Source organism: Pasteurella multocida, assembly GCF_900187275.1.
Lineage (GTDB): Bacteria > Pseudomonadota > Gammaproteobacteria > Enterobacterales > Pasteurellaceae > Pasteurella > Pasteurella multocida.
The window spans coordinates 968,892-987,302 of record NZ_LT906458.1; the positions used below are offsets into that span (position 1 = coordinate 968,892).

The 18,411-nt window shown below is 38.9% G+C and carries 15 protein-coding genes and 1 riboswitch; of the genes, 6 read left to right on the plus strand and 9 right to left on the minus strand.

Going from position 1 to position 18,411, the window contains the following annotated elements:
* The first annotated feature begins 59 nt into the window (after positions 1-59).
* Positions 60-1,565 carry a polynucleotide adenylyltransferase PcnB gene (pcnB, locus tag CKV69_RS04470; protein WP_014326149.1) on the plus strand — a complete coding sequence of 502 codons (1,506 nt, stop codon included), beginning with the start codon at positions 60-62 and terminating at the stop codon, positions 1,563-1,565.
* Between the two features lie 11 nt (positions 1,566-1,576).
* Positions 1,577-2,074 (plus strand): 2-amino-4-hydroxy-6-hydroxymethyldihydropteridine diphosphokinase, encoded by a 498-nt coding sequence (gene folK, locus CKV69_RS04475; RefSeq protein WP_005716864.1) that lies wholly within the window; start codon positions 1,577-1,579, stop codon positions 2,072-2,074.
* On the opposite strand, the gene metX is transcribed toward folK, so the two are convergent.
* Positions 2,061-3,143, minus strand: coding sequence for a homoserine O-acetyltransferase MetX (metX, locus tag CKV69_RS04480; RefSeq protein WP_005756957.1), 1,083 nt, complete (start codon positions 3,141-3,143; stop codon positions 2,061-2,063). The two genes, folK and metX, sit on opposite strands and share 14 nt — an antisense overlap.
* A gap of 162 nt (positions 3,144-3,305) precedes the next feature.
* Between metX and CKV69_RS04485 the strand changes: the two genes are divergently transcribed.
* Positions 3,306-4,016, plus strand: a complete 711-nt coding sequence (locus CKV69_RS04485) for a SanA/YdcF family protein (protein ID WP_005722678.1) — start codon at positions 3,306-3,308, stop codon at positions 4,014-4,016.
* On the opposite strand, the gene cra is transcribed toward CKV69_RS04485, so the two are convergent.
* From cra to CKV69_RS04505, 4 genes are all read right to left on the minus strand, one after another.
* Positions 4,013-5,002, minus strand: a complete 990-nt coding sequence (cra, locus tag CKV69_RS04490) for a catabolite repressor/activator (protein WP_014326151.1) — start codon at positions 5,000-5,002, stop codon at positions 4,013-4,015. The genes CKV69_RS04485 and cra overlap by 4 nt on opposite strands.
* Positions 5,003-5,240: 238 nt before the next feature.
* Entirely contained in the window at positions 5,241-5,732 is a 492-nt protein-coding gene (gene ilvN, locus CKV69_RS04495) for an acetolactate synthase small subunit (RefSeq protein WP_005716871.1), read from the minus strand.
* On the minus strand, positions 5,725-7,449 hold the full coding sequence (locus CKV69_RS04500; RefSeq protein ID WP_005722680.1) for an acetolactate synthase 3 large subunit: 1,725 nt from the start codon (positions 7,447-7,449) through the stop codon (positions 5,725-5,727). Before CKV69_RS04500 ends, ilvN begins: the two co-directional genes overlap by 8 nt.
* A 298-nt stretch (positions 7,450-7,747) precedes the next feature.
* Positions 7,748-9,271: a Na+/H+ antiporter NhaC family protein gene (locus CKV69_RS04505; protein WP_005754323.1), complete on the minus strand. Its 1,524-nt coding sequence runs from the start codon at positions 9,269-9,271 to the stop codon at positions 7,748-7,750.
* A 90-nt stretch (positions 9,272-9,361) separates the two neighbouring features.
* Positions 9,362-9,536: riboswitch (Lysine riboswitch) on the minus strand.
* A 221-nt stretch (positions 9,537-9,757) separates the two neighbouring features.
* On the opposite strand from CKV69_RS04505, the gene CKV69_RS04510 reads away from it, so the two are divergent.
* Together CKV69_RS04510 and purU are read left to right on the plus strand one after the other, a co-directional pair.
* Entirely contained in the window at positions 9,758-10,162 is a 405-nt protein-coding gene (locus CKV69_RS04510) for an H-NS histone family protein (protein WP_038641873.1), read from the plus strand.
* A gap of 75 nt (positions 10,163-10,237) precedes the next feature.
* Positions 10,238-11,074: a formyltetrahydrofolate deformylase gene (gene purU, locus CKV69_RS04515; protein WP_005716894.1), complete on the plus strand. Its 837-nt coding sequence runs from the start codon at positions 10,238-10,240 to the stop codon at positions 11,072-11,074.
* 114 nt (positions 11,075-11,188) lie between these two features.
* On the opposite strand, the gene nagA is transcribed toward purU, so the two are convergent.
* Positions 11,189-12,325, minus strand: coding sequence for an N-acetylglucosamine-6-phosphate deacetylase (gene nagA, locus CKV69_RS04520; protein WP_014326154.1), 1,137 nt, complete (start codon positions 12,323-12,325; stop codon positions 11,189-11,191).
* Positions 12,326-12,337: 12 nt separating this feature from the next.
* Positions 12,338-13,141, minus strand: a complete 804-nt coding sequence (gene nagB, locus CKV69_RS04525; RefSeq protein ID WP_005716895.1) for a glucosamine-6-phosphate deaminase — start codon at positions 13,139-13,141, stop codon at positions 12,338-12,340.
* Between the two features lie 308 nt (positions 13,142-13,449).
* Between nagB and nagE the strand changes: the two genes are divergently transcribed.
* On the plus strand, positions 13,450-14,907 hold the full coding sequence (gene nagE / locus CKV69_RS04535; RefSeq protein ID WP_005722690.1) for an N-acetylglucosamine-specific PTS transporter subunit IIBC: 1,458 nt from the start codon (positions 13,450-13,452) through the stop codon (positions 14,905-14,907).
* Between the two features lie 85 nt (positions 14,908-14,992).
* Here the strand turns inward: nagE and CKV69_RS04540 are convergent, their stop codons facing one another.
* Together CKV69_RS04540 and CKV69_RS04545 are read right to left on the minus strand one after the other, a co-directional pair.
* Positions 14,993-16,942, minus strand: coding sequence for an ABC transporter ATP-binding protein (locus tag CKV69_RS04540; RefSeq protein ID WP_014326157.1), 1,950 nt, complete (start codon positions 16,940-16,942; stop codon positions 14,993-14,995).
* Positions 16,943-17,057: 115 nt separating this feature from the next.
* On the minus strand, positions 17,058-18,410 hold the full coding sequence (locus tag CKV69_RS04545) for an anti-phage deoxyguanosine triphosphatase (protein ID WP_005754330.1): 1,353 nt from the start codon (positions 18,408-18,410) through the stop codon (positions 17,058-17,060).
* Position 18,411 lies beyond the last annotated feature (1 nt).

Below are 18,411 nucleotides of genomic sequence, written 5' to 3' on the forward strand. Positions count from 1 at the left end.
CATTTCGAAAGTGCGGTTTGTTTCACCGCACTTTTTTACGAATATGCTAAACACACTTGATGAGGTCTACTATTTTAAAATACATCAAAAATCTGTTTAATAAAAAAACAAAAGCCTATTTAGTCGAAAGAGAAAAAACAGATTCTACCCCGTTATTATCCAAAAACGCGCATTCTGAGCCCATAACCACACGCGAGATTCGGAATGTGTCAAATAGCAAACAAGCCAAACTTTCGCACCATTACAATAAATCGATTTTTAAAGCATCGCAGTACGGTATTACTCCCCGCATGATCAATCGCAATGCCTTAGGGATTGTAGAAAAACTGCATCGCCATGGTTTTGAAGCCTATATTGTCGGTGGCTGTTTAAGAGATTTATTACTTGGGAAACACCCAAAAGATTTCGATGTGGCGACGAATGCATTACCAGAACAAATTCAAACGATCTTTCAACGTCAATGTCGTTTAGTCGGTCGTCGTTTCCGATTGGCACATATCATGTTTGGTCGAGATGTCATTGAAGTTGCGACCTTTCGTGCAAGTCATAATGAAAATAATCATGAAAGCCTCGCTAAACAAAGCAAAGAAGGCATGCTGTTACGGGATAATGTGTATGGCACATTAGAACAAGATGCGGAACGCCGCGATTTTACCGTTAATGCACTGTACTATAACCCACAAGATAATACCCTGCGTGATTATTTTCATGGTATTGAGGATCTCAAAGCTGGCAAATTACGCTTAATTGGCGATCCTGTAAAACGTTATCAAGAAGATCCTGTGCGGATGTTACGCTCAGTGCGTTTTATGGCAAAATTGGATATGTTCCTTGAAAAACCAAGCGAACAGCCAATTCGTGAGCTAGCGCCGTTACTTAAAAATATTCCACCAGCAAGGCTATTTGATGAATGTTTAAAATTACTCCAAGCTGGGTACGGTGTAAAAACCTATAAACTGTTACGTCAATATAGACTATTTGAGCAACTCTTCCCTTCACTGATGCCTTATTTCACTGAGAAAGGTGACAGTCTTGCAGAACGGATGATTCTCAAAGCACTGACTTCCACAGATGAACGTGTAGCTGACAAATTACGCATCAATCCTGCATTCTTATTTGCTGCTTTCTTCTGGTATCCATTACGTGAAAAAGTGGAGATGCTGAAAAATGAAGGTGGATTAAATAATCATGATGCTTATGCCTTGGCTAGCTCTGAAATCTTAGATTTGTTCTGTGCCGCCCTTGCCGCGCCTCGTCGTCACACCGCTGTGATCCGAGATATCTGGTTTTTGCAATTGCAATTACTCAAACGTTCAGGACAGCAACCTATTCGTACGATGGAACACCCTAAGTTCCGTGCGGCGTTTGATCTATTAGCGATGCGCTCAGAGGTTGAAGGTGGAGAAACCATTGAGCTCGCAACCTGGTGGCATGAATATCAATTTAGTAATTCAGAACAACGTGATCACTTGGTCAAAGAGCAACAACGTTTACACCCTAAGCCGAAGAAAAAATATTATCGTGCGAGAAAGCGTCGTAAACCTAAAGCGATCTCGTCCTCATAGGGTAACTTAATATGAAGTCTGTCTATATTGCATTAGGAAGCAATTTACAAACACCAATTGCGCAGTTAGAGGCGGCTCTGGCAGCATTAGCTAACTTACCTACAACTCAGCTAATCCATGTCAGTTCTTTTTACCAAAGTAAGCCACTTGGTCCACAAGATCAGCCAGATTACGTAAATGCGGTAGCGCATTTACGAACTACGCTACCGCCCTTAACGCTCCTTGATCATTTACAGCAGATTGAAAATACACAAGGTAGAGTGCGCCTTCGCCGTTGGGGTGAACGCACTTTAGATCTAGATATTTTGCTTTACGATCATGTCGTATGTCAGACTGAACGCTTGACCCTTCCCCATTACGATATGACCAATCGTGAATTTGTGATCGTCCCCCTGTTCGAAATTGCCCCTGATTTATGTTTACCGAGTGGACAATCTCTGCTGGAATTAATGAAAAAATTCGAAGATCACCAAATGCAGAAAATACGTACAGCGTCTAGTCTTGATTAGCAAGCGCTAATCGAATTTTCTTCTCAAAAAAAGCATAATCAACTAAAAACGCATCATGCCCATAATCGGAAGAAAATTGATAATAAACTAAATTGACGCCACTTTCCTCGAGGAGCTTTTTACTCTTTTGTAGCTCCGTCAACTTAAATAATTGATCATTTTCGACAGCTACTAACGTGTAACGAGCTTTGATTCTGGCTAATGCCGCGGACAAGCTCTCATATTGAAAGCCTGGATCATATAAATCTAACGCTCTGAGTAAATGAAGATAGCTATTGGCATCAAAGCGCGCTAAAAATTTTTTTCCTTGATAACTTAAATAGGATTCTACCTGAAAGTAATCGCCCCAAAATTCCGTTTCTGCTTTTGTGGCACGCCCAAAAGCTTTGGTCAATTGTAAATCGGTTCGGTAAGTCAACATTCCCAACATACGCGCAATCGCTAACCCTTTTTCCGGAGGTTGACTATCATAGTAATCTCCGCCATTAAAATTGGGATCATTAATCACGGCTTGTCGCATCACATGATTAAAACCAATTGCTTCTGCACCAAATAGTAGAGAAGAACATAAATTAATGACATTACTCACATCATCTGGATAATCAATTGCCCATTGTGTGGCTTGCATACCGCCAAAAGATCCCCCAATCACCGCATGTAAACGAGGAATATTGAGATATGTCAATAACGCCCTTTGTAGCGCAACAATGTCTTGCACAATAATGTTCGGGAATTGACTGCCGTAAGGTTTATTCGTTTTCGGATTAATAGAGGAAGGACCCGTTGTACCTTTACATCCTCCCAACACATTAGAACAAATAAAGAAATATTGAGACGTGTCCAAAGCAAGCCCCTCGCCCATAAATGTCTGCCACCAACCACGCTGTGAATGATCAGCAAAATAAGGCTCTGCATCCCCCGTTAGGGCGTGACAAATAAGAATCGCATTCGTTTTCTCTTTATTCAACTCACCATAAGTTTGATATGCGATCTCAATATCTTGGAGCGTCCCGCCTAAACTTAGGGTAAAAGGAGCTTCCGTAAACAATTTCACTTTCTGTACAGCCATGCTACCGCCTGCTTATTCTTGTTGTTATGTTCACTTTACTTTTATTGGATTTATAGACGTCTAAACATCTTTACGTACAAATCTACTAAAATTCAGCTTGCACTTCAACTCTTTTTTCATTATGGTGAACATCAGTTTCCGAATCGTGATGATAGTTTGAAAATGACATCTATTTTGACTTTTTTAACTTCCCAATATTATAAACGCGCGATACGTTATATATTGGTTGCCTTGTCATCTTTTATTGTGCTATTAGTCCTTATTGATCAAGCCATTGGCTTTTATGTTCGGAAAAATATCTATACAGACATCAATAAACTGCCTTATCGTCCTTACGGTGTAGTATTAGGGACATCTAAATATTTTGAGAAAAATACACTCAATCTGTTTTATCACAATCGCCTTTTAGCAGCACATGAGGTTTTTTCCGCACGTAAGATCGATTATCTTTTACTGAGTGGTGATAACCGTACGAATCAATATAATGAACCGCGTAATATGTTCAAAGACTTACGAAAAATGGGCATCGCTGCTGAATTTATGTATATGGATTTTGCAGGTTTTCGCACCTTGGATTCCGTGATCCGTGCACAACAAGTTTTCAAAGCACATTCATTCACCATTATCACGCAAAAATTCCACTGTGAACGTGCATTGTTCATTGCTAAATATCACAATATTGATGCCATTTGTTTTGCCGCTGACTATCCACAAGGACATTATTTTGTACGATTTAGAGAGTTCTTTGCACGTATTTTAGTGATACTCGATATTTTAATGGAAAAGGAACCTTATTTTTTAGGTGAGCCAGAACCGTTGCCACCACCGACAACGGTCCCTATCGTAGAACTTGAAGACGTACCATCACATTAAATGCGTGATTCGATAATTTCTCGAATAATTACTTCATCAGACACTTTAACGTTCTTTGATTTCATTCGACTTAATACAAGATGCAGTAAGGTCTGTGCAATTTTTTGGTGGTTTTGTACACAACAAATCACTTTATTTTCCAACAGATCTAACATATCGTGATGACCAAAAGTTGCAATGATAAGCGAACGTGGAATACGATGATAGCGTTTAATCAAAATCTGAAAAACACCATGTAACAATGTTAATGATGTAGCAAAAATAGCTTCTGGCATCTCATGTTTCTCTAACCAATGATGAAACGCCTTTGCACTTGCTAATTTATGAAACTGTGAGGCATAAAGATAATCCACTTGATTCGCCTTATCAGAGAGCGCTTGACGAAAACCAAGTTCTCGTTTTCGACTGAGCCCTAGCTTAGGTAGCGCGCCTAAAAAAAGCATCCGCTTTCCCTCACAATGTCTCCCTAGATGTGTTGCTAATCGATATGCGTCCCCCTCATCGTCTGTCAAAACACGTATCTTATTGAGAGCAAGATAGCGATCGAAGCAAATAATCGGAATATTGGCATGGCGTTGATAAAAATCAGTATCGGCAGGTAATGTCGTGGAGACAATCAGGGCGTCAATTTGACGTTGGATAAGATGCTTAGCACATTGCATTTCTGTTTCTGGGTTATCATTAGAACAAGCGATGACTAATTGATAACCTTTCTGGCGAAATCCAGCTTCTAGATGTGTTGCAATTCTGGCAAAACTCGCGTTTTCAAAATCAGGGACAATTAAACCAATAGTGCGACTTTTCCCCGCTCGTAGCCCAGCTGCCATCGCATTAGGCTTGAAATCATATTGTTTAATCAGTTTTTCGACTTTTTCAATGGTTTTATCACTAACGCGATATGCCTTTGCTTTCCCATTAACCACATAACTGGCTGTTGTTCGTGAGACTCCTGCAAGTTTTGCGAGCTCAACTAACTTTAATTTCATATTTTCCCCTTAAAATATATAAAGCTATTGAGGTGGTGATGATTTAGTTGTGTAAGCATTTATTAAAAATAAATAAATATATGTAAATAAATGTAATGGTTATTTTAACATCTCATATTTATGATATCAAAAAATACTAATACATTAATAAAGAGGAGTTACACATAAAAAAGTGCGGTTAAATTTTAAAAAAATCTAACCGCACTTTTAAACTAAGTTAATTCAATGAGTTAAGTACTTATAAACAATTTTTTTCTCCACGCGATAAACTGATTAGACCAGAACGTACAATCTCAATAATCGTCGTTTCCTCTTTCACCGCTGAAATAAACGCATCTAGTTTATCTTTCGTCCCCGTCAACTGAATGGTATAGGATTTGGTTGTCACATCCACAATCTGACCTCGGTAAATATCTGTTAAACGTTTTAGTTCATCACGTGATGCGCCTTGCGCTCTCACTTTAATCAGTAAGACTTCACGCTCAACGTGGTCACAGTCGCTTAAACTGATCACTTTAAAAATATCAACTAATTTATGTAGCTGCTTCTCGATTTGTTCGAGTACTTGCTCATCTCCATAGGCTTCGATTGTCATACGAGATAATGTAGGATCATCAGTGGGCGCAACAGTTAAGCTTTCTATATTGAATGCACGTTGTGAAAATAAGCCTACCACACGAGATAATGCTCCCGATTCATTTTCTAATAATACTGATAAAATTCTACGCATTCGCCTTCTCCGGTTTCGTTAAAATCATTTCATTCATTGCACCACCACGTACTTGCATCGGATAAACATGTTCTGTCGCATCAACATTAATATCGACAAATACTAATTTATCTTTCATCGAAAATGCTTGAGTGAGTTTTTCCTCTAATTCATCTGGCGTATTAATTTGGATCCCCACATGTCCATAAGCCTCAGCAAGCTTCACAAAATCAGGTAAAGAATTCATATAAGACTGTGAATGGCGTCCAGAATAAATCAGATCTTGCCACTGTTTCACCATGCCTAAAAAGCGGTTATTCAAACTGATAATCACAATTGGAATATCATATTGCTGTGCAGTAGAAAGCTCTTGAATATTCATTTGAATACTGCCATCCCCCGTCACACACACCACTGTTGAATCAGGATAAGCGAGCTTTACCCCAAGTGCGGCTGGTAGTCCAAAGCCCATGGTCCCTAAGCCACCAGAGTTAATCCAACGCCGAGGTTGGTTAAACGGATAATGTAATGCCGCAAACATTTGATGTTGTCCAACATCTGAGGCGACATAAGCCTCACCTTGTGTTAATCGATAAACCACTTCCATCACTTGCTGTGGTTTAATGACGGAATCATCTCGTGTAAAAGAGAGACATTTTACTGCTTTCCATTCATCAATTTGCTGCCACCATTCATCCAAGGCAGTTTGCGATTTTAATAAATTGTCATCCTCTAATAAGGCTAAAAATTCATTAATAACTTTTTCTGCACTGCCTACAATCGGAATAGATGCCAACACATTTTTAGAAATAGACGTTGGATCAATATCAATATGAATCACTTTTGCATGTGGACAATATTTTGCCAAGTTATTAGTCGTTCTATCATCAAAACGCACACCAATACCAAGAATGAGATCACTATGATGCATTGCATTATTCGCTTCGTAAGTACCATGCATGCCTAACATCCCTAAGAATTGCTTATCTGAGCTTGGATAGGCACCTAATCCCATTAAGGAGGAAGTGACCGGCAAATTTAAGGTTTGTGCAAATTGCGTTAATTTGTCGCTACAATTCGCAGTGATGACACCACCACCAACAAATAACACCGGCTTTTTCGCGACTAATAAGGCTTTTAATGCTTTTTTAATTTGCCCTTTATGCCCTTGTATTGTTGGATTATAAGAACGTAATTCAACTTTTTCTGGATAATGATAAGTAAATTTATGTGCAGGATTAACCACATCCTTTGGCAAATCGATCACCACAGGTCCCGGTCTGCCTGTTGACGCAATATAAAAAGCTTTTTTAATGGTTTCAGGAATTTCAGCCGCAGATTTTACTAAAAAACTGTGTTTGACGACTGGACGAGAGATACCTACCATATCGCATTCTTGGAAAGCATCACTGCCAATTAGTCCTGACATCACCTGTCCAGATAAAATAATCAAAGGCACAGAATCCATATACGCTGTTGCAATACCAGTGATAGTATTGGTTGCACCGGGTCCAGATGTCACAAGAACACAACCCACTTTACCGGTTGCTCTGGCATAACCATCTGCCATGTGCACCGCGGCTTGTTCATGTCGGACAAGAATATGTTCAATACCCCCCAAGGTATGAATCGCATCATAAATATCTAAAACCGATCCGCCAGGATAACCAAATAAAAACTCAACGCCTTCATCTCGCAAAGACTGCACAACCATTTCTGCGCCAGATAACTTTTTCATTTTCACCTCTAAATGTCTTACACTTTACGTGCTTATTGCTTTAATTGATGTTGTTATAATGTCATGCATTAACACGTTCTCATTTTTACTGGAAACCGCCTTTATTGTCTATCTATTTTTATTGGCAGAATGCGCAATAAAAGAACACATTCCAAAATATAAAACTAAAAATAAACAAAAAATCAGAATAAAATAAAAAATACATTCTTTAAATCACAAAAAAAGCGGCATTGCGCCGCATTTTATAAAATAACCTAAAATAAAAATTTTTTATTTTATTTGTGAACTATCTCACAATTTATTTTTTTCTAAATATAAAAACAAGTACCGATAAAACCACACCCGTTGTCACAAAACCCAGTATGCCTGACTGGCTGAACCCTAGTACTAAATAGCCAGCAATAGACGCCGTCGCAATTAACATCGCATAAGGTAACTGTGTTGTTACATGGTCGATATGATTACATTTTGCCCCGGTAGAAGATAAAATCGTGGTATCCGAAATCGGTGAGCAATGATCACCACAAACTGCACCGGCCATGACTGCGGATAAACAAGGTAACATCAATTCTGGTGCAGTATTCGCTGCAATCGCTGCCGCGATCGGTAACATAATCCCAAAAGTTCCCCAGCTTGTTCCTGTCGAGAATGCCATGATTCCAGTTAAAATAAATAATAACGCAGGCAACAAGGCAATCGGTAAACTATCCGATACTAATGAAGATAAATAAATCCCTGTTTTGACATCTCCAACGATGGTATTAATGGTCCAAGCAAATAATAAAATCAATACCGCACCGAGCATTGACTTCACGCCTAAAATCCAGGATTTACCGTATTCCGCCAAACTCACTTGACGATCAATAAGAATGCATAGTGTCGAAATCAAGACCGCACTTAATCCCCCCACAACCAATGAAATCCCTACTGTAGTATTCTCAAACGCGCCTAACACATCAAAAGGTTTTCCATCCGCCGCTAATGCTTCATAGCCCGTGTACATCATCATACCAACGGTTGCTAAAATCAGGACAGTGATCGGTAAAATTAAATAGAGAACATGCCCTTTATTACTACTTTCCAGTTTTTCTTCTTCTGTTACACGCGCTAGGGCCATTCTTTCGTGACGCGCCATTGAACCAATATCAAACGAATAATAAGATACAAAGAACACCATTAAAATAGAAAAAATAGCATAAAAGTTCATTGCACTCATTGTCATAAATGCACCGATAGGTGAATACTCGGTGATCGAATAAGTCGCAAGAAGTCCTGCAATAAGTGTAATAATATAGGCGCCCCAACTTGATACAGGCATCAACACACACATTGGCGCAGCGGTTGAATCAAGAATATAGGCAAGTTTTGGGCGTGAAACTTTAAATTTATCTGTAACTGGGCTGGCAATCGCTCCCACCGCTAAGCTATGAAAATAATCGTCAATGAAAGTCACAAACACGAGCGATGCGGCTAATAATTTAGCCCCTTTTCTATCTTTAATCCGTTTTTGTGCCCATTCTGCAAAGGCTCGATTACTACCAGAGACAGTAAGAAGTGCGGTTAAAATACCTAACAAGAAGAGAAATAACACAATATTAATGTTATTTGAATTAAGTGCGTTATCACTGTATGCCAATGAAATAATATTATTTTTGAGATACATTAGCGTATGCGAAATATTAAAATCTGCAAGCATTAAAGCACCTACAATAATACCAACACTCAATGATAAAATAACACGGCGTGTCCCAATGGCTAATAATAATGCTAAAATAGGGGGTACGACAGACCAAATAGACGTCGAATAATCAATAAGTTCCATAAGTTTTTTACCTTATAATGAAGGAATAACCACTGAGTAAGAATATAGAAATGATCTAAAAAGGTAGGCAAAAATTAATTAAGACCTGACCCAACCAGTAGCGCTCCATAGTTTAAAAAAGACTATGACAATGACGTTCCTTTCGAATACGCCACCAACCAATCAAAATGACTTTCAATTGATTTCGGCGGTCACTCCTTTCCTTTTTCCTCTTCGTTATCCACTCAGAAAAAATACTTATAGTGATCGCTCCTCTACACAAGTAGGATGGCAACAAGACTACAATAAAAAGTGATCCTTGCCAATAGAGAGAAGGGAATATTTTTAACTTAATTTACAATTCCATAACTAAAAAATATAAACTTTGAAGTATTCTACAAAAATAGCATTTACCAATAATAATATTTACTATATCATTACTTACGTTTGATTATGTTTAATTATATTTTATGTAATCCCTGTGTGACATTATATAGAGGAACAAGTATGAGTGATTTATTAAAGATGTTAACCAATGTTCGAAGTTTACGTGTGCTGGCTCGTGAAACCTCATTAGAACAACTTGAAATTGCTTTAGAAAAGTTCTCTCTCGTCGTTGAAGAAAAACGTGAAGCTGAAGCCAAAGCAGAACGTGAAATAGCAGAACGTCAGGCAAGAATTGCGAAGTTGAAAGAATCATTAATCCAAGAAGGAATTACAGCCCAGGAATTAGCAATTTTGTTAGGCCAAGAATCTCAATCTCAACGTAAAAAGAGAGAACCTCGCCCAGCAAAATACAAATATATCTATGAAAATGGTGAAGAAAGAACTTGGACTGGTCAAGGTAGAACACCAAAAGTCATTCAAAAAGCCTTGGATGCGGGTAAATCCCTGAGTTCATTCGAAATTTAATCTATTTTACTTTGTCGTAAAGCCCATTTCTTGATGGGTTTTCTTTTTTATTTTTTCGACTAAAACAACACACTTATGATTGAAAATAAAATATTATTAACCGATTGCCCAGATGATAAAGGTTTAATCGCAAAAATTACCAACATTTGTTACAAACATCAGCTCAATATCATTCATAACAATGAATTTGTGGATTTTGACACAAAGCATTTCTTTATGCGCACTGAACTACAGGGCATTTTTAATGAAGATACCTTATTAGCTGACTTAAAATTTAGTCTTCCAGAGGGAACAAATTGTCGCTTAATTAGTGCGAAAAGAAAACGCATTGTCATTTTAGTCACCAAAGAAGCGCATTGCCTTGGCGATATTTTAATGAAAAATTACTATGGTGGTTTAGACGTAGAAATCGCTGCGGTGATTGGTAATCATGATACGTTAAGAACATTAGTAGAACGCTTTGACATCCCATTCCACTACATTAGCCATCATGATCTCACACGAGTAGAACATGATAAGTTACTTGCAGATAAAATCGATGAATATGCACCAGATTATATTGTGTTAGCAAAATACATGCGGGTACTCAACCCTCAGTTTGTTGAAAAATATCCAAATCGAGTGATCAATATTCATCATTCTTTTTTACCTGCATTTATTGGTGCAAAACCTTATCACCAAGCTTATGAACGTGGTGTCAAAATTATTGGCGCAACTGCACACTTTATTAATAACGAATTAGATCAAGGTCCTATTATTATGCAAAATGTGATCAACGTGGATCACACTTATAATGCAGAAGCCATGATGCGTGCAGGACGAGATGTTGAAAAAACAGTATTAAGCCGTGCATTAGATCTGGCTTTGCACGATCGTATTTTTGTTTACAAAAATAAGACGGTTGTTCTCTAAAAAGCACATAAAAACAATGTAATATAAAACCACTTTTATCGGCATGGTTTTGATTTAGCGATAAAAAAATAGCGTGTTAAATTAACACGCTATTTTTAATAAAATGAGAAAGTGTTAATTCGCTTTCCATTCACCATTCACGGCTGTACCCAACACGTTAAAATCATTTGTGAATGCTGTTAAATTCGCGATTTTACCCACTTCAATTGAGCCAAGTTTATGGTCCACACCAATTGCTTTAGCAGGATAGTAATTACACATACGCAATGTCTCATCCAATGGAATGCCAACTTCCTGTACCGCATTTTTCACTGACTCAATCATCGTGATTGCAGCGCCACCTAATGTACCATTGCTATCATAGCATTTACCATCACGCACATAGACGGTTTTACCGACGAAAACAAAGGAGTCAATGTCTGCACCGGCTGCAGCAGTTGCATCTGTCACAATGCACAATTTGTCACCTTTTACTTTCTTGTCGAGTCGTATATTGCCATAATCAACGTGTAAACCATCCACAATAATACCTGTATAGATATCAGAATCTAATACGGCGCCCACTACTCCCATCGCTCGTCCAGAGCTGATTGGTGACATTGCATTATGTAAATGGGTTGCAAAACTCGCCCCTTTCTCAATAGCCTGTTGTGCGACATCGTAAGTCGCATTCGAGTGTCCAAGCGAGACGATAATCCCTTTTTCAACAAAGTCTGGAATATACTGTGCCGTTGGATTTTCGGCTGCCAACGTGATTTTAGTAATCACATCTGCATTATCACACAAGAATGTTTTCATTTCTGGGCTTATCGCACGAATATATTCTTCGCGATGTACTCCTTTTTTCTCAACACTCAAATAAGGTCCTTCAAAGTGTAAACCTAATGCTTGATTTTTATACTGAGTTAAATACTCACGCATCACCTTCACTGCGTCTTTCATTCCTTCATCAGGTGACGTAATAAAGGTTGGTAAATAACTTGTCGTGCCGGATTTCAAATTAGTTTCTTGCATGATCTCTAACGTCTTCACGCTAATATCTTCATTAAACATCACGCCACCACAGCCATTTAATTGAAGATCAATAAAACCTGCGGTTAAATTATTCCCTTGTAAATCAATTTTCTGAAGATTTTCTGGCACGTCTTCTACGGGTAGAATTGCACTAATTTTATCGCCATCGACAACAAGCGCTTTACCATAAAGTACGTCTTTTGCAGTGTAAATTACGGCATTAACAAACGCGTACATGCTTATCTCCTTTTATTTCACGCTACGAATAGCAGAGGCTTCTAATTCAGTAAAATATTTAACTGTTTTCACTTTAAGCTCTTGCGTCGCAGGTTCATCACACACAATAATCGCTCGGCGATGCATTTGTAATGCGGTGACGGTCCATAAATGATTGATGCTACCTTCTACAGCGGCTTGTAAAGCTTGAGCTTTATTATAACCTGTGACTAAAATCATCACTTCTTCTGCATCAAGTAACGTCCCCACACCAATGGTGAGTGCATATTTAGGCACTTTATTCACATCGTTATCAAAGAAACGTGAGTTGGCAATTAGCGTATCTTCTGTAAGCGTTTTTATACGCGTACGTGAGGAAAGGGATGAAGCCGGTTCATTAAAAGCAATATGGCCATCTACACCAACACCGCCCATAAATAAATGAATTTTGCCATAAGACTTGATTTTCTCTTCATAACGCTGACATTCGGCATCATGATCTTCGGTATTACCATTTAAGATATTGATATTTTTCTCTTGAATATCAACATGATCAAAAAAGTTTTTATACATGAAAGAATGGTAGCTTTCAGGATGTTCTTTTGGTAAACCAACATACTCATCCATATTGAAGGTCACAACATGTTTAAAGCTCACCTCACCCGCTTTATACAGCTCAATAAGCGCCTCATAGGTTTTCAGCGGAGTACCACCCGTAGGCAAACCTAATACGAATGGGCGCGCTTCTGTTGGTTGAAATTGATTAATACGATCAACAATATAACGTGCAGACCATTTTGCGACTTGATCAACATTGTGTAATGGAATTAAACGCATAATGTGTTACCTCTTTTTGTATGTAAAATTACTGTGAAATCAAGGATTCCCCTATCGCCAACACCATTTTGAAATATTGCCATCAATTTTTTTTTCAACATGGAGTTTTGATTTTTTTTGCATTATAAAATAAGTGATTTTAAATAGCCAATAAAAATTCATCCCCGTGGGATATTTAGTGATGAGAATCACAAAAACAACAGTTTTAATTTGCAATAGAAAATTATCAGCATATAGTTAGAGACGCTTGAGAAAACGTTTACTTTTTTCTCAACAAAATCGAGAGAAAAATATAAAAAGGAGTTCCTATGAGCATTCTAAGTTACTTACAAAGAATTGGGCAAGCATTAATGGTGCCAGTTGCTGCACTACCTGCTGCCGCTATCTTAATGGGTATTGGTTACTGGATTGACCCGAATGGTTGGGGTGGAGAAAGTCAGCTTGCTGCCTTCTTGATCAAGTCTGGTGCCGCCATTATTGACAACATGGCAATTCTGTTCGCCGTTGGTGTGGCATTTGGTATGTCTAAAGATAAACATGGTTCAGCCGCACTGTCGGGCTTAGTGGGCTTTTTAGTTGTCACCACCTTGCTTTCTCCAGGTGCCGTTGCACAATTACAAGGCATTGCTGCCGATCAAGTCCCTGCCGCATTTGGCAAAATTAACAACCAATTTATTGGGATTTTAGTTGGGGTTATTTCTGCTGAATTATATAACCGCTTCCATCAAGTTGAATTACCACCAGCGTTAGCCTTCTTCAGTGGTAAACGTTTAGTACCTATCGTGACCTCTGTCGTGATGATCGTTGTGTCTTTCATCCTCATGTACTTATGGCCAGTCATTTTTAATGGTTTAGTTGGTTTTGGTAAATCGATCACGGATATTGGCGCAACTGGGGCGGGTATCTATGGTTTCTTAAACCGTCTCTTAATTCCAGTCGGCTTACACCACGCTTTAAACTCAGTGTTCTGGTTCAATGTGGCGGGTATCAACGATATTCCTAATTTCTTAGGTGGTGCACAATCTCTTGCAAATGGTACTGCCGTTCTTGGTGTAACAGGAATGTATCAAGCTGGTTTCTTCCCTGTTATGATGTTCGGTTTACCTGCCGCCGCATTAGCAATCTATCATAGTGCAAAACCTGGTAAAAAAGCACAAGTTGCCTCATTAATGATTGCCGCCTCATTAGCTTCATTCTTCACAGGGGTAACAGAGCCATTAGAATTTGCGTTCATGTTTGTGGCGCCAGTCTTATACGTCATTCACGCTTTATTAACTGGTCTGTCTGTCTTTATTGCAGCCTCAATGCAATGGATGGCAGGTTTTGGTTTCAGTGCTGGTTTCGTTGATATGGTACTTTCTTCACAAAACCCACTGGCTAAAGATTGGTACATGTTACTCGTACAAGGTCTTGTATTCGGTGTGATTTACTATGTCATCTTCCGTGCTGCAATCAAAGCGTTCAATTTAAAAACACCAGGCCGTGAAGAAGAGGAAGTGGAAATCAATGTGAAAAAAGACGCCTCTCGTGAAGAACGTGCGGCTAACTTCATCGTTGCATTGGGTGGTAAAGACAACTTCCAAGCTATCGATGCTTGTATTACTCGCTTACGTTTAACATTAGTTGATCGTAGCAAAGTGAATGAAGAGCAATTAAAAGCACTAGGCTCAAAAGGTAATGTCAAATTAGGTGACAATGGTTTACAAGTGATTCTTGGACCTGAAGCTGAGCTAGTAGCGGATGCAATCAAACAACAAGTCAAGTAACATATTTACTTGAAAACAAGGGCGAAAAATTATTATTTTTCGCCCTTTTCTCTTTTGTAAATACCGTCAAATCCTACGACATCAATTAGCCTGATTTACTTAAATTTTGTTTTTCCTCTAAGCTTTCCCAACGCATAAACGCTTCTTCTAATGCTTGCTCAGCTTCGGCTAATGCTTGCAATTTTGCAGAGGTGTATTCATGCGATTGCTGAAAAAATTCACTACCCGCAATTTCAGCTTGTAAGGAATTGATTTCCGCTTCTAACGTTTCCAAACGTTGGGGCAATTGTTCTAACTCGCGTTGTTCTTTATAAGTCAGTTTTATTGCTTTGGTTTGAGATTTGTTGGAAACAGAATTTTTCGTGATATCGACCGCACTTTCTAAACTTGCAGGCTTTTTCTGTTTCAACACGGCTTGTTCTGCTTTATGCGCAAAATAGTTAGCTTGTTGCTGTTTCGCTTCATGGAATCCACCGACATATTCATTCACAATCCCTTCGCCTTCAAAAATGAAACATTCCGCAGCGGTATTATCAATAAATTGGCGATCGTGACTCACGATTAATAGCGTACCCTGATAGTCTGTTAGAATTTCTTCTAATAGTTCCAGCGTTTCAACATCAAGATCATTGGTCGGTTCATCCAAAATCAGTAAGTTGTTAGGTTTGAGTAATAATTTTGCTAACAATAAACGGTTCCGCTCTCCACCTGATAACGCTTTCACAGGTGTCATCGCCCGCTTCGGAGGAAAGAGAAAATCTTGTAAATAACCTAAGACATGACGTTTAATGCCATTCACTTCAATATCTTGTTTGCCGTCAGCCACATTATCCATCACCGTTTTTTCTGGATCAAGTTCAGCACGATATTGATCAAAATAAGCAATATCCAATTTGGTCCCACAACGTACAGTACCTGAAGTTGGTTGAATTTCACCAAGTAACAATTTAATAAATGTCGTCTTACCACAACCATTCGGTCCCACTAAGGCAATTTTATCACCTCGTAAAATGGTGGTACTGAAATCTTTTAATAAGGTTTTGCCTGCCACTTGATAAGTCACATTGTCCATCTCAAACACCATTTTGCCTGAACGACTAGAATTATCGAGTTGGAGTTTTGCCGTACCAAGTACTTCACGACGTTGACGACGTTCTTCACGCAAAGCTTTTAAGGCGCGAACTCGTCCCTCATTACGCGTTCTACGTGCTTTAATCCCCTGTCGAATCCAAACTTCTTCTTGAGCCAATTTTTTATCAAATAACTCATTTTGTAGGGCCTCTACGCGGAGATTTTCTTCTTTTGTACTAAGGTATAAATCATAATCCCCCGGATAAGACACTAATTTGCCACGGTCTAAATCCACAATACGGGTCGCCATTTTACGAATAAAAGCGCGGTCATGAGAAATAAAAATAATGCTCCCCGAAAAACCAAGTAAAAAGTTTTCTAACCATTCAATCGCATCCACATCTAAATGGTTGGTCGGTTCATCTAATAACAACACATCAGGATCACAAACAAGCGCACGGGCTAATGCGGCTTTACGTAACCAACCACCCGATAATTCAGATAACAAGGTATCCGGATGTAAAGATAATGTCGCCAACACGTCTTTAATTTTACTTTCAAAACGCCAAGCGTCCGCATGATCTAACTTTGCTTGCACTTGTGCCAGTTGATTTAAGACCACATCACTGCAGTCCTGTTCCAACAACAAAGAAATGCGATGGTAATCTTTTAATAAATCGGCTAAATGTTCAATGCCTTCGGCGACATAATCAAACACATTGCCACTCGCATGACGCGGTGGATCTTGCTCTAAACGGGACACGACAATCTCTTTTTCAAACTGTAAACGCCCATCATCCATGATGACATCACCCGCCAAGATTTTCATTAGCGTAGATTTACCTGCGCCATTACGTCCAACTAAACAAACCCGCTCACCGGCTTCAATATGCAAGTCGGTATGATCTAATAAAGGATGATCACTAAAGGAAAGATATCCATTGGTGAGAGAAATGAGTGCCATAATGCCTCTTTGTTAAAATACTTTTTATAAAAATACAAATGCTGTTTTCACAACAGGGATAAGCACATTATCCACATTGTCTAGACTGCGTTGACCAACATTACAGACAGTAATCCTATAACTGTTGATAAACTCGCAAGGCATAGGCATCAGACATACCCGCCATGTAATCACAGATAACCCGTTTTTTGCCTTCTTTGCTTGCCTGTTGCCAACGCTTGGCGGTATTACGTGGTAGTAAACGTTCTGGATCAGATTCAAAAATTTGGAACATTTCCGTTAAGATACGTTGTCCTTTGTATTCAATCCGTTGTGTATCAACATTTAAGATCACATGATCACGTACAAATGCTTTAAAAATCTGCAATACTGCTTCCACTTCTGCTGGTAACTGCGCATTATAGCGTAATAATGGTTCATTAAAATCGTCCGTTAATGTCCAACGTACGCTTGTGATAAAATAATTGACGAGCGCACCAATGGCGTTTTTACGTAAATAATGCTGATCCGAAAAAAGCTTTTCCGTGATAGCATCAATATGTTTTTGAATCCATTCAGACGGACAATTTTTCAAAGCGGTGAGCGCACTTTGCCATTGGTGTAAATTCACCATCCCCACCACAATCGCGTCTTCTAAATCATGCACCCCATAAGCAATGTCATCAGCTAATTCCATGAGGCTACAATCTAACGACTTGAATTTGGTTTTTAAAATTTGGCTAGGATCTGACCGCACTTGTTTAAATTGCCCAAATAAATCACGATCTTTTACTGACAGCGGTTCCAGTAGCCACTCAAACATCGGCAAATCATCACGAAAGAGTCCTTTTCCTGGTCGCCACCCATTCATCTTGACATAACGCGAATCGGCATTTGGTTCTGGAGCGAGTTCGGCATATTGGGCTGAAGAAATATCTAAAATCGTTGGGTATTTCACAATACCCAAAAGGGTACGGCGAGTTAAATTCATCCCTGCATTTGGTGTATAAGGTTCTAATTTGGTGAGTAAGCGAAATGTTTGTGCGTTACCTTCAAATCCACCATGCTCTCGCATCATGTAATTCAGTGCGACTTCGCCACCATGACCAAAAGGAGGATGACCGATATCATGAGCAAAACATAAACTTTCAATCAGATCATTACTCGGCAACAAGCCTTTCAACGTTTTTTGTAATTCTGTTTTATCTTGTTGCATTTGCTGCGCTAAGGCAGTAAATGCCTCACTAAAACGCATTTGTGCAACCAAACTGCTACCGATTTGTGCTACTTCTAAGGAATGTGTCAGACGTGTGCGATAAAAATCATTCTCACCAACCGCATGAATTTGTGTTTTTGCCTGCAAACAACGAAATGCGGCGGAATGTAAAATACGCCCTCGATCTCGACGGAAAGGCGGGCGATGATCTTTTTCACGCGGTTTATCCGCAATAAAGCGTGATTGCCAAATTGGATCAACTTGATTATTCATA

What these genes read in the sequence shown, in the direction of transcription:
- pcnB (WP_014326149.1), top strand. Translation starts at nt 60, where the DNA reads ATGAGGTCTACTATTTTAAAATACATCAAAAATCTGTTTAATAAAAAA.
- folK (WP_005716864.1), top strand. Translation starts at nt 1,577, where the DNA reads ATGAAGTCTGTCTATATTGCATTAGGAAGCAATTTACAAACACCAATT.
- metX (WP_005756957.1), bottom strand. Translation starts at nt 3,143, where the DNA reads ATGGCTGTACAGAAAGTGAAATTGTTTACGGAAGCTCCTTTTACCCTA.
- CKV69_RS04485 (WP_005722678.1), top strand. Translation starts at nt 3,306, where the DNA reads ATGACATCTATTTTGACTTTTTTAACTTCCCAATATTATAAACGCGCG.
- cra (WP_014326151.1), bottom strand. Translation starts at nt 5,002, where the DNA reads ATGAAATTAAAGTTAGTTGAGCTCGCAAAACTTGCAGGAGTCTCACGA.
- ilvN (WP_005716871.1), bottom strand. Translation starts at nt 5,732, where the DNA reads ATGCGTAGAATTTTATCAGTATTATTAGAAAATGAATCGGGAGCATTA.
- CKV69_RS04500 (WP_005722680.1), bottom strand. Translation starts at nt 7,449, where the DNA reads ATGAAAAAGTTATCTGGCGCAGAAATGGTTGTGCAGTCTTTGCGAGAT.
- CKV69_RS04505 (WP_005754323.1), bottom strand. Translation starts at nt 9,271, where the DNA reads ATGGAACTTATTGATTATTCGACGTCTATTTGGTCTGTCGTACCCCCT.
- CKV69_RS04510 (WP_038641873.1), top strand. Translation starts at nt 9,758, where the DNA reads ATGAGTGATTTATTAAAGATGTTAACCAATGTTCGAAGTTTACGTGTG.
- purU (WP_005716894.1), top strand. Translation starts at nt 10,238, where the DNA reads ATGATTGAAAATAAAATATTATTAACCGATTGCCCAGATGATAAAGGT.
- nagA (WP_014326154.1), bottom strand. Translation starts at nt 12,325, where the DNA reads ATGTACGCGTTTGTTAATGCCGTAATTTACACTGCAAAAGACGTACTT.
- nagB (WP_005716895.1), bottom strand. Translation starts at nt 13,141, where the DNA reads ATGCGTTTAATTCCATTACACAATGTTGATCAAGTCGCAAAATGGTCT.
- nagE (WP_005722690.1), top strand. Translation starts at nt 13,450, where the DNA reads ATGAGCATTCTAAGTTACTTACAAAGAATTGGGCAAGCATTAATGGTG.
- CKV69_RS04540 (WP_014326157.1), bottom strand. Translation starts at nt 16,942, where the DNA reads ATGGCACTCATTTCTCTCACCAATGGATATCTTTCCTTTAGTGATCAT.
- CKV69_RS04545 (WP_005754330.1), bottom strand. Translation starts at nt 18,410, where the DNA reads ATGAATAATCAAGTTGATCCAATTTGGCAATCACGCTTTATTGCGGAT.